Raw genomic sequence first — 12,224 nt, forward strand, 5'->3', positions numbered from 1 at the left:
GTCTTTTGTAGTTTGGGGTGTTTTTTTTAGGATAGTTGTTGTTTTTCACTGTACTTGGCTAGTTAATAGTGCCACTCATAAGTTTGGTTATCGTACCTATGATTCTGGTGATTCTTCGACTAACTGTTGGTGGGTAGCTGTATTAACTTATGGTGAAGGTTGGCATAATAACCATCATGCCTTTCAATATTCAGCACGTCATGGTTTGCAATGGTGGGAAATTGATACAACTTGGATAATGATTCAATTATTGCAAGCTTTTGGTTTAGCGACTGATGTGAAATTAGCAACAAAATAGTTTTGAGCTAATAATTAATTATTGTAGTAGCGTGTCAAGCCTGAAATGTTGCTTTAGGATGTTCAAGAAAAACCAATATTTAGCTTTATTTTGCCATTTTTCTATTGCCCTATTTTAAGCTAGACACGCTATTAGAGTGCGTATTTACCGCTAAAATTTAAGTTGTGAAAGCTATTTAGGAATCCGTCGCAGGGCACCATTTTAGTTGTGTTAGTCCAGTAGTTTCCCAGAGCAAAATCTTGTTAACCCTATTATTTTGGTAATAGGTAGCAGACATCTCCAGAAATTACATCAGCATTTTTCTCAAATTTTCGTAGCGAGGACAAAGTGCATTGACTTAATCAAAGAATAAGGATATATTCAATAATTAACAATTAATAATGGCTCTTCCAGGGTAGCTATGATAAATTACTACACTTAGGAACTCTATAATCCTTGCATAGCAATAGTTATATGAATAGAAAAAAGCAATTCTAATCAAAAGGGATTTTTATTTGGTTGAATTCTGTGCTATTTAAGAGTTTAGAGCTGTTTCAACTACTAAGAAGCTATAACTAGTCTAGGAGAGCCATAATAATTAATAATTACCTCTCCTTAAAACGGATAGGATTGACCAAAATGATTTTTTTTTCTTTTTTCTCCTTAAAAGGAGAAGCTTTAAAACTTAATTATTCGGTAAGTTTTTAAGTATACTATATGCTAGTACAAGGCAAGAGAGATGCGGTAGGCTTGACCGTGAATGCTTGTGGACAGAGTGCTGCCGACAGTTCTGGTAGAAGCAGGAAATAAAAATTAAAATGTCACTAATTGTGACGTTTTATAATATTAGTTTTGTAAAGCAGGTTTTATATAACCTTCCTACATTGTTTTTCACACCGATATCTAACTACCATTTTGATATTATATCTAGCGACTCTTGGGTTTGACAAAAATTCAAATGTACATTTAGTAATATCAGAAGATAAATTATTTGACATCCTCCCCGTCTTACAAAGACGGGGATTCCTCACCACGCCACAGCAGAACTGTGGTCGCTGAATGGGGTTGACGTTTCATCGGGTGCAGAATGATGCTAGCAATAGTCTGATGCCTTCCTCCACGTCCGTTTTAAATCTCCGAGTGCCAAGCGGCGATTACCTAAAAACCTAATTTTTAGATGGTGCTTCAAGTTTGACCAAATCATTGACTCTCAGCTTTTCCCGGACTACTTAAGGGACATTCAATTATTAGCTTGGGCTTAATAATAATGGCTAACAAGGCGGGTGGGTGTTTTCAATACCAATTTCATTGTAACACACACATTCGCCCTATAAGGGCGAGGCTTGAAACCCATTTTCTTGGTCAGACGAGAACGAAAAACAAGAAAGTTGTCTTTGTGATGCAGTAAGCATTTTTGTTAAAAAAGTGAGCAACAGTGTAAACGCTTGCCACTGTAGTATGTGCAGAAAATGGACAGGTAGGCCTCTCTTGGCAATTAAATGTGGCGATCGAGTTCCCTTTGAAGGCAGTGACAGTATATCTGTATTCAACTCTTCTGAATGGGCTGAACGTGGCTTTTGCAGCCAATGTGGCACTCATCTATTTTATCGACTGAAACAGAAAAAATACCATATGATTCCAGTTGGTTTGCTAGATAACGACAGTAACTTAACCTTTGAGCAGCAGATTTTTATTGATGAAAAACCATCCTTTTATTCTTTGGCAAACAAAACGAAGAACTTGACAAAGGCTGAAGTATTCGCGCAATATTCAGAATAAAAAAGTATCAGGACTTACGCACAACCAGCTTTCTTCTTCCTTGCGCTGTAAAAACTAAGACGTTTGAGTTGAAAATTTCATCAATCAAAATAGAGGTAGGCTATATCTGTCTTCATCATCTTATTTAAAAACTAACGCGATGTGCAACTTATGGATTGATAAGTTCATCGAAGCGTAAAGGGTCATGACTATGACGATTTAACCAAGCACCCATAGTGTGAGCTAATATTTTCCGCTAGAAACGACTTGTCAAATGCCAAGTATCTCTACCCCCAAACTTTTTCCATGTTAAATATTTCTTGAAGTTTTCCAATTACTGTTTCGATTAATCGTCGTGTTTTCACCATTAATTTTACCCAAGATTGGGGGCGTTCATCTTTCATATTCTGCGGCAATGGTGTTTGTAAATCAATGCCAAAATTACTTAATTCCTCAGTTAAATATTGACTTAAATAACCTTTATCCCCAATTAATAAACCATGGACTCCCGAACTTATTTCCCATAAAACTTCTCTGTGTGAACCATTAGCTGAAGTAGCCGTAAAATTGGTAATTACTCCCCAACTATTAATCATTAAATCACCTTACTAGCCATAAAAATAACTTTTTTTTGCAGCATCTGGAACCATAATCTGCTTCTCCTGAAAAACTTTAACATCTAGGTGCACGACTGATACAGCATGGTGGTATAGGAATGCCATCTACTAGGTGAATTTAATCAGAAAAAGCGCCTAATTTCCATGCTAAAAATTTTTGTAATTCTTGTTTATACATCCATAGATTTGCTGCAGATACGCAGATTAGTAGTTCGACTTTTTATGTGAGGTGCAGAGAGACAACCAATGGGGTTGAAAATATTCCCAAATCCCTTTGTCTGTATCTATATCTATACCTGGAAATTCACCAACAATTTGCACCCTCATTACTTCAGCATCAGTTAATCAGGGTGCAAATCCTCTTGTTCTGGGTGGAGACTCTGTTTGAATCTGTTGGGAGTAAATCATCTATACAACAATAAACAGCTATGAGCAACTCTTATATAGAAAACATTTGTCCCACTACCTTAATTCTTTAATCTTTTTCAGTTTAAAAGTTAATCGTGGGATTTTCTTAATGTCTAGGGTTGAATAAAACCTCGAACAAAATGTATTGAAGATTACACTTAACTAATTTAGCATCCTGGGTAACTCAAATTCCATGAAATTTAGTCCCAACTTAAGCTTGAATAGATTCAAGTTTCACCAACTTTACAAAAAAGTTGCACATCGCGTAAACTAAGACGTTTGATTTGAAAATTTCATCAATCAAAATAGAGGCAGGCTATATCTGTCTTGACCACTTGATCTAACTCATATCATGTCCGTTAGTATTAGAGCGTGTAAACAAGAGCGTTAATCTCTACAGGAAATTTAAGCCTCTTCCTTACTTATTCCATCTTGTTACTTCTTAACTTCTTCCTTCCCACCTCAACTCTAATTCCCTTGAAAAATATATTTAATCCTAGTAAAAGCTTCTAACCCAATCAAACCTTGAGCAAAAGATTTTTGATTAGACATTCCCAAAAAAATACCATCCTTTTGATTTTGATAACGTGAAAATTTCGGAGATTTATTAATAAAAATACAAGCACTATTAACACCCAAAGCAAACTGACGACTTTCCTGATAAGATTCCGCTACTAAACAGTCAGCATGACCACTACTATAATTATTAATCCAGCTAATTCCTGAATCTATAGAATCAACAACTTTAAAAGCAACTATTTTACTCAAATAAGCCTGACTCCAATCTCTATCCTCCGTTAAAATCAAATCAGGAAACTCATCAACTAAAGCAGCATCTCCTCTAACTTCAAAACCATTTTCCTTCAAGCTATTCCAAAGTCTAACCACCACAGAAAAGTTATGCTTACTATCTATCAATACCTTTTCTATAGCATTAACTGGATCTGGCTTACTTTCATGGCTATCCAAAATCATCCAACGAACCATATCCAAACTACCACTAGCAGACCAGTACAAGTAACAATTACCCATTGCTACTTTCAAAACTGGTACACTTGCTACTTTTGCCACTCGCTCAACCAAACTATCTCGCCCATAAGGAATAACTAAATTTATATATCGGTCTTGAGTAAGCAAATAGTGAATAGAACTTTTGTCCGTAGGGGGTAAAAATTCTATACATTCCACAGGTAAACCAACCTGCTTCAAAGCTAACCGTAATACTTTAGTAATTACTAAATTAGAATTATGAGCTTCACTCCCGCCCCTAATAATCAAACTATTTCCAGTTTGAATAGACATACCAGCAGCGATCGCCACCAACTCTGGAAATGCCTCATAAATTAGAGCAATAACCCCCAAAGGAATACGTTGGCCATAACTCTGACTACGTTCTAATTGATATGAAGCACCAACTACTTGCCCTACTAAATCAGGCAAATCTCCAAGTCGTTGTAAAATTTGAACAGTAATTTGGAGTCGCTCTGGTGTCAACTTAAGCAATTCGACCATTGGCGCTGGAATAGGAATTGTCCGATTTGCTTCCAAATCCAGAGTATTAGCTTCTAAAATCTCATTTCTATGCTGTAAAATTGCTTCTGCCATTGCTTGTAAGGCCATAGAGCGTTCTAAAGCCTTAGTTTTAGCAAGTTCCAGAGAACCTTGATGAGCACGATGAATCACATTCATCGTTAAGTTAGCAGAATAATCTTTCCTATTCATAAGTTTAACTTTCCGCCGGGAGGTCCCGCGCTTTATCTATTGATTCAGCGTCCTATGGGAAAGGCGACGGCTCTTGAAGTTATGGTGTAATAATCGTCAATCAGCCAACCACTGACCATATTGAGAGTGAAAGTCAGGCACTTCTAAGACCTCCAAATTATGGGTATGTTCAATAATTATTAATTAACAATTAATAATTAATAATTAATAATTACCTCTTCTGTAATAGAAGGATTGGTTCAAAGGAAATTTTTTTCTTCTCAAGGGGAGATTGGATATGGCGAGGTTTCCTTGCCATCCCATCCTACTCCAAGCTACGCAATTCAAGTCGCTCCGCGTTAACGCGCGTTTTGCGCCAGCTAAACGACTGCTTTTTCTCCTTGCTCATGAGAAGCTTTAAACCTTAATTTTTCGGTAAGAACCTTTTAAAACTAAGGTTATGGGGTTTATACCACCTGATATAACTAACGATGTTATTATTGGTGTCTGAGGAAAAATCTCAGCAGATAAATGCAACTCTTGAACAATATCATAACCAGTACACAGGGACTCTAGGGAATCAAAAGTTTATATCCCGTCGGTCTATCGGAGGCTGTGGTAAAACAGTCTAGGCCAGAGGCAAAACCCTTAAGGGAAGCAACTAAGAACCCTAAATTTAAGTTTAGTTAGCCCAAGTTGTCACTCTTTATACAACGTCAGTAGCTCTCATCGTCTGTAAGCAAGCCAGACCATTAAGGCCGGAAGCATGGCCAAAAGCACTGCCACCAGTGCCCAAATAATTATATTAGAACCAGGAGAGTGTAAAGCTAAAGGTAGCCAAATCACTAAAGGTACTAAAATCATTACTACAGCTATTAGCAAGTAGTGAGCCTTCCAATTGGAATAAGTCCGGTACCACTGTTTACCTGTCCATCGCCAAGCAGGCTTATAGGAATAGTGAGTCGAGATTTGTTCAATAGTATCGCTACTTTCATTGACAACAAATATTTGCTGACAGCGGTTACAGCCAAAGGCATCTGTCAGGGCGATTGGAATTAAGCGGCCCCTACGCCGACATGGACAGGGGTACTCTCCATTCAAATCAATCTTTTGAGCTTTTTGAGGTCGCAAAGTAATCGTAGAACCGAAAGCGTTTATTGAAAAAAGATGATCTGAGACTCAGTATAGGTCTATTATGCCAATTCTATCTCTTAGTGACGCTTTCGATACTGAATCAATACATAAGGTGATAGATTTCCTAACCTCACAATTAGGATTTTCTGCATCGGCACTTATCTAGGCACAAAGATCACAACAGTACACTATTAGCAGACAGTTTCCATTCCCCGCAGTCCACGGGTATTAATTGCAACCCTCTAATACCAATTTGAAAAAAGAATTTTACAAATGATTAGGAGCGATCGCTTTCTAAATATTAGCTAAGGATTAGATAATAAGCATTCTACAAAAGATTATTAGTAAGCGGGTAACGCGATTCGAACGCGCGACATCAACCTTGGCAAGGTTGCGCTCTACCACTGAGCTATACCCGCAGTATTTAACTAATATCTATGTTTTCACAACTAACTTTATTTGTCAACCCCTAAGCAGAATTTTTTTTGAGAGTAAATCCTAGATTAGTTTTGTCATACTTCTGGAGACAAGTCAGATTCTACAAAACTGTTAGATGTTATTGGTAATGATTGAGTTGTACCAGTAATATTATAATTATTTGATGAGGAATTTATACCACTATTGATTTGACGCATCAAACTTGCCATTTCTAAGGCATTCATGGCATATTCCCAGCCTTTATTGCTTTTAATACCAGCCCTCTCTAGAGCTTGTTGCATAGTATCTGTGGTCAAAACTCCAAAGATTACAGGTACTCCTGTGTGAAATGCTGCAGCAGCAATTCCTTTAGATACTTCAGCAGCTACATAATCAAAGTGAGGAGTTTGGCCTTTAATTACAGCTCCTAAACAAATTACGGCATCGTAGCGATTACTCATGGCCAATTGACGTGCTAGTAGAGGAATTTCAAAACAGCCTGGTATCCAAATATAATCGACTTGAGTACCCTCTGGATTTGGATCGACGCCGTGGCGTTTCAAACAGTCTTGACAACCTTCGATCAGTTTGCCAGTAATTAAGTCATTGAAACGAGCAATTACAATAGCAAAGCGTAAAGAGTCAATTTGAGTAAATGTTCCCTCGAAAACTGTCATATTAGAATTTTTTTTAATGTTAATTATTGTGATAAAAGTTGATAGTTATTTATGTAAGAGTCTGGAGATAACGAATTGCCACTTGTTATCTCCTGTCTCTTAACATCCATTATTTCCTATCTTAGATTTTAGATATTACCAGTTCAGATTAATGTTACCAAAAAAAACTAGGTCTCCTGCCCCTTGGATAGGAGATGAAAAAATAAACTTCAGTATTTCAAGCATCAAGCTTCATTTAGAGGTACTGATAACTGATAACTGATAACTGATAACTGAATTTGGCCTAAACTACTAAAAAGTTTAAAACACCCACTGCAATTACCAGTGCTACCCACAAACCAGAACCAATAAAAATTAAAGGTTTGCCTTGACTCCAGATTTGAGGAGAAGCATAGGCAACAGGTACGCCAACTACTAAGATAAAGGATAAGACTACTAATAAAAGTAGTACGAATTGAAATAGGAATGTTAACATTTTTTTTCTCCCGGTGCAACAACAAATTCATCCTATAAGAAATTACAGTATCATAAACTGTGCGATGGTAATCTTAATTTGAGTAGTGAATTTTCGGTGTAGGTAAGTGGTAGAGTATTGCTGAGTAACCAGGAGGTTTGCCGTAAAATTAATGAAAGTGAATTTGTAGAATATATCATAATCTCTACACAGAATTCTACAAATGTCTTTGAGTAATAATTACTAAGCTTCTATTAATTTTTAATTCTTCATTGAGTTTAATTGAACTATCTATAGAGTTTCTCAAGTTACTGAAATATAGTTTTTTTTCTTTTTTTCTATTCCCCGAATTACTAATCTGTAAGGACTTTGCATAGAACTACATACTTCCTAAAACAAACAAATTTTGAACCTCACGCTTTTTGGGAATTGGTATATATTTTCAGATTAATTAACTATGATAGTTGAAATAAGTTTATTGTTGAGTTAACTAATGCTGCTTCTGATTTTTAATCAATAGTAAAATTATCTAAATTTATCGAAGTTTAGCTAGATCGGCATAAATGATAATTTCTGTAACTAAAACTACTAAGAGAATAAGTTCAAAAGCACAGAAGATATGAATCTCTAAAGGAAGACTTTTACCTAGAGACCAGAAAGTAAATAGAACTATTAAATTAGAGAAAACAAAAGTAATTTAATCAATAATTAACTACTATATTTTGTGCCTTATTATTGTTTAGATCGCTTCTATGACCAATCTCCCAAAATAAAGATATATTCCATATCTGAATCATCTATTTGTGCTTTGATTTTTTCAGTGATAGTCAATCAAATATATTTTCCCAGAGCAGAAATTTTTTCGTCATTAACTACATAAGTCCAAGGGAGAATTAGGTAAACCGAAGGAATAACTAAGAGGGCATAAAAATTCGTTTTGTTTGATAGAGCAAAAGAGAGAATTTTGCCAAATATTTCCAGGGTTAGATAAATGATTTGATCTCAGAAGGCAATACGTCTAATACCAATTTAATAAATGTTTGCTACAAATATCCAGGGGAGTTTTTAGGAGTCAGGAGTCAGAATTCAGTCAGCAGAATGAATAGTTTCAATACCATTTTTTAGTTCGTAAATCATCTTTTTCTCTTGGTGCGCGTTCCCTCTCTTGGTCGGCATTCCCATGGCGCACTTCGGAGCGGCTCTGAAAGAGCGGGAGACCTCGCCGGGTTCCGACCGCTTGCGCCGTGAGACGGTGAGTGCAGTGCGCCCTTGCGGGTTAAGCGACAGTCACGCAACTGCCGTTCGCGGAGCGTCTCTGAAAGAGATACCCGGAGGGCGCGGGGTCGCACCGCTTTATCAAAGGGGCATTTGCTGTAAAATCTTTTTATTGCTTTTACTATTCGTAACATTGTTTTTTCACGCTTGGTATAATTCCTTAACTCAGATTTTCAAACTAGACGCCCTAATAGATTGGGTTTCCTTTATCAAGCTAACAAAAATAGAGGTGTATCTCAATCTTTTTTCTTCTTAAAATTAATTTAACCGAAAAATTAAGGTATAAAGCCTCTCCATTCATGGAGAAAAAAGAAAAAAGAAAAAAATCTTTTTAGTCAATATTCTTCTTTATAAGAAGAGGTAATAATTAATAATTAATTAGGGCTGCCTGATTAAATATCAAAGCACTGATAGATATTAGTAAATGCCTTTTTTGGTCTAAAAAAGTGCGCCTGTTTCGGTCTAAGGGGCTCATGCATGCTAGTATTTTGGGATGATTATGGCAGAAAAATCACTCTTACAATTTTTACGACTGCCTCCTAATCAAATTTCCATTTCTCCAGTCTCGAGTCTCCTGTCTCGAGTCTCCTACCCCTACCACTCATACTTTCCATAAGCAAACCCTAATTATTAATTGTTGAACAGTAGTTTTTTCTGTTCCCTATTCCCTTAACTCTATTTCTTTATTGCCCAATTCAAACCCATTGTCTTTCACATAAACATAAGGAATAGTTGTCGCCTGAAAATCAACTATATTGGCTGTATTTTGTACCCACTCACAATAAAGAGGGTTTAATTCTTGATAAATTTGTTTGAGAGTTTGTATTTCGGCTTCAAGTTGATTGGCTTTTTCGTTGACTTTTTTTACTTGTTCCTGTAAGAGTTTTCCCCCCTGATAAACTTGTTCTTGTAGTTCGTGCCATTCTAGTCGAGATTTTTTTGGTTGTAGGGTAGTTTTTTTTTGATTAAGTTGCACCTCTAATACTTTGAGAGATTGATTAATTTCTTGAATTTCTGCTTGCCACTTTGCAGCTTCTTCAGTATTTTTTTGACGAAACTCCCCTAGTGCTTCAGGAGTATTATCTTTGGGAAAACTAACATTTATTTGGAAAGAGGAACGTTTTTGACGAAGTGTATCTACTTCAGCTTGTAAAGCATCTATTTCTGTTTTTAAAGTATCTACTTCTAATTTGAGTTCGGCTATATTTTCTTTCATAACTTTAGCAGGGTTTAATCTAGTCGATTAGGAACTACTATATATCCAGTTGTGTGATTTCCCAATACCAAATTTTTTGTTTGACCCCAATACCACCAGTATGCACCAATATAAGCACAAATTAAACTATCTAATTTATCTTCTGTAGTTTTGAGAGCGATCGTACTATTAATTTTTTCCATATCTAAGAAATTATCGGAAATTAGTAGAGCAGGTTCTAGAGTTGGTAAGATATTTATAATGTATTGGTGCAGTTTTCCAAGTTCTGATTTTCGCTCGGCTAATCTGCCTTTTTTATATTTCAAAATTTTTTCTAATTGAAATAAATTAACTATAGCTGGATGGGGAAAAACTTCAATTTGAAAACGTCCTGGTTGTTGAGGTTCAATTGTTGGTGCATGAATAAATCCTTTTAGTTCTAAACTAATACCAAAATTTAAAGTTTTTTGAGCAAAAGGGCGGTTAAGATTTGCCGGATAACATCCTGCATGATAACGACCAAAATATTTATGAGTAAGTTTATCTGGCAGTCTAGTTCCTGTTTGATTGGGAATGATTGTTGGAGCATCCACAGCAATTAGAGCTGGAGTTGATAGGGGAGTTAAATTATCAATCCAATTGAGAAGATCTTCAGTTTTTAATTTGCAATTCAAGTCTAATATTTTTAATTTCTTATCTGAGTATTGTAGACAGCACAAACCACTTTTGCCCGACTGCCAACCCAGGTCTATTCCAATAAATTTCATACTTTTTATTTCGTAAAAATAAATAAATTTTAGCTGGGATTAAGCGACTGGATAATCTAACAAAAACTTATATCTATTGGATTAATTTTTCTCTACTAAAACTCATTTATAATCATTAGTTTAAAGACATATTTTTGTGTTTTTTTGAAAAAAAAACTACAAATTTTATAGTCAGAATATCCTAATACTTTGCGCATAAAATACGCCACAACCGAACAACAGTTATTTCTTCGATTTCATATTCATCTAAGTCTGAAATAACAATCTGATTATCAGATTTACGTTTTCTATTTTTGCTATTTTCATCAAAATAAATCTGTTTGGCTTTCGGAGTAAAATTTTTTCTGAAAAAATACTTCTTATCGGCATTTTTGCCAAAGTTATTTCTAAAATTTGTGACTTGAAGGCGATGACTGATATAGATTTCATCCGGGATTTTTGTCATTAATAGTCAACATCGAAGCATGAGCTAAATTGAAGCCAAAAACAGCATTATATCTATTATGTTGAGGAAGTTAACCTCGGCAAATATTATATTAATTATAACTGTCATAATATAGCAAGTAGGAATCAAATGTGAGAATTTGATTATTTTTTAAAAGTCTAGAAAATACAGTAGATTCCAGGTTAATGTGGTAGAAATGACGGAATGAATATTTTTTGCCTATTCCCTATTCCCTATTCCCTAAAAATCTACAATTTCTCACAATTCAAATAAGATTGCTATATTTACATGGGCTAAATAATATTAGATAGTTGATAATTATCAAAAAAATAACTAAAACGACTTACCATGCATTAATGCTATACTTATAGCAATCCTATTTCAGTTGTAATATTTTGGTGGTAGTTAGGAGTCAGGAGTCAGGAGTCAGAATTTTAAAGGTTTTCCGTTAATATTAACTATTCTAAAAATTTTCACAAATCATTTAGGATTGCTATAGGCAACACTTCAGTTATTAAGTAATTAAAATAAGTAGAATAACTTTTTTGCTAATTTGAGTTAAGTTAATGTTAATCATTCTTATGTTTACCTCTCCCCTACTCCCCTACTCTCCCTCCTGGGAGGAGTTAGGGGTGAGTCCCCTACTCAATAAAATGTAGAGAAGTTTTTGATAAATGGTATAAGATATTTCTTTGACCAACAGGAAAACTTAGTACAGACGATTTTTTCTCAGTTTTCTTTTTGACTTTTTTAGCAAAAGATTTCAGAGATCGGGGCGACCAAAATTTTTTATTAAATGCCACAACCAATTTCTCAATATTAGAGTCGTATGCAAAACATGAGTCTGTTTGATACCTGGAAGGTGAACAAAGTTTAGAGTTTTTTTGAGAACACTCTAATGCCTTGCAAATAAAATAAGCTACAACTGTACAACAATTATTTTTGAGAAAATGATATTTAGTTTTTTCTTCTGATAAATCATTCTGTAAATACTTTTGATAGAACTCTCTAATCCGAGATCCCCGACATGAAAGGTGAACCTAGTAGCAGCTATATCACCCTATTTCTTTCTTATTGATGCTTTATTCATTTATTGGCC

General features: G+C 35.2%; 8 protein-coding genes, 1 tRNA gene and 2 pseudogenes. 2 read left to right on the plus strand and 9 right to left on the minus strand.

Annotated elements, in window-relative coordinates; translation table 11 throughout:
- Positions 1–298 (plus strand): fatty acid desaturase (locus F6K22_RS14715; protein ID WP_293098918.1); only part of this gene is annotated, 298 nt, incomplete at its 5' end.
- Between the two features lie 1,374 nt (positions 299–1,672).
- Positions 1,673–2,056, plus strand: a pseudogene (locus F6K22_RS14720) (GFA family protein); the annotation flags it as partial.
- A gap of 148 nt (positions 2,057–2,204) precedes the next feature.
- Here F6K22_RS14720 and F6K22_RS14725 read toward each other — a convergent pair.
- The 9 genes and pseudogenes from F6K22_RS14725 to F6K22_RS14765 form a co-directional block, all read right to left on the minus strand.
- Positions 2,205–3,088 (minus strand): annotated as a pseudogene (locus F6K22_RS14725) (IS982 family transposase).
- A 440-nt stretch (positions 3,089–3,528) separates the two neighbouring features.
- The gene (locus F6K22_RS14730) at positions 3,529–4,782 is read right to left on the minus strand and encodes a glutamate-5-semialdehyde dehydrogenase (protein ID WP_293098922.1); all 1,254 of its coding nucleotides are present in this window, start codon (positions 4,780–4,782) and stop codon (positions 3,529–3,531) included.
- 705 nt (positions 4,783–5,487) lie between these two features.
- Positions 5,488–5,892, minus strand: coding sequence for a hypothetical protein (locus F6K22_RS14735; protein WP_293098924.1), 405 nt, complete (start codon positions 5,890–5,892; stop codon positions 5,488–5,490).
- 350 nt (positions 5,893–6,242) lie between these two features.
- A tRNA-Gly gene (locus tag F6K22_RS14740) sits at positions 6,243–6,314 on the minus strand.
- Positions 6,315–6,407: 93 nt separating this feature from the next.
- Positions 6,408–6,989 carry a 6,7-dimethyl-8-ribityllumazine synthase gene (gene ribH, locus F6K22_RS14745; RefSeq protein ID WP_293098926.1) on the minus strand — a complete coding sequence of 194 codons (582 nt, stop codon included), beginning with the start codon at positions 6,987–6,989 and terminating at the stop codon, positions 6,408–6,410.
- Between the two features lie 283 nt (positions 6,990–7,272).
- Positions 7,273–7,464 (minus strand): photosystem II reaction center protein PsbZ, encoded by a 192-nt coding sequence (gene psbZ, locus F6K22_RS14750; RefSeq protein ID WP_293077205.1) that lies wholly within the window; start codon positions 7,462–7,464, stop codon positions 7,273–7,275.
- Positions 7,465–9,379: 1,915 nt separating this feature from the next.
- Positions 9,380–9,934 (minus strand): hypothetical protein, encoded by a 555-nt coding sequence (locus F6K22_RS14755; RefSeq protein WP_293098928.1) that lies wholly within the window; start codon positions 9,932–9,934, stop codon positions 9,380–9,382.
- A 14-nt stretch (positions 9,935–9,948) separates the two neighbouring features.
- A complete protein-coding gene (locus F6K22_RS14760; RefSeq protein WP_293098931.1) occupies positions 9,949–10,680 on the minus strand; it encodes a DUF429 domain-containing protein in 732 nt (243 codons plus the stop codon).
- Positions 10,681–10,861: 181 nt separating this feature from the next.
- On the minus strand, positions 10,862–11,125 hold the full coding sequence (locus F6K22_RS14765) for a hypothetical protein (protein ID WP_293098933.1): 264 nt from the start codon (positions 11,123–11,125) through the stop codon (positions 10,862–10,864).
- Positions 11,126–12,224 lie beyond the last annotated feature (1,099 nt).

Source organism: Okeania sp. SIO2F4 (assembly GCF_010672385.1).
In the GTDB taxonomy this organism is placed as follows: Bacteria; Cyanobacteriota; Cyanobacteriia; order Cyanobacteriales; family Microcoleaceae; genus Trichodesmium.

Bases quoted from the DNA above. Each gene is read 5' to 3' on its own strand.
- ribH (WP_293098926.1), bottom strand. From the start codon at position 6,989: ATGACAGTTTTCGAGGGAACATTTACTCAAATTGACTCTTTACGCTTT.
- F6K22_RS14765 (WP_293098933.1), bottom strand. From the start codon at position 11,125: ATGACAAAAATCCCGGATGAAATCTATATCAGTCATCGCCTTCAAGTC.
- F6K22_RS14760 (WP_293098931.1), bottom strand. From the start codon at position 10,680: ATGAAATTTATTGGAATAGACCTGGGTTGGCAGTCGGGCAAAAGTGGT.
- F6K22_RS14755 (WP_293098928.1), bottom strand. From the start codon at position 9,934: ATGAAAGAAAATATAGCCGAACTCAAATTAGAAGTAGATACTTTAAAA.
- psbZ (WP_293077205.1), bottom strand. From the start codon at position 7,464: ATGTTAACATTCCTATTTCAATTCGTACTACTTTTATTAGTAGTCTTA.
- F6K22_RS14730 (WP_293098922.1), bottom strand. From the start codon at position 4,782: ATGAATAGGAAAGATTATTCTGCTAACTTAACGATGAATGTGATTCAT.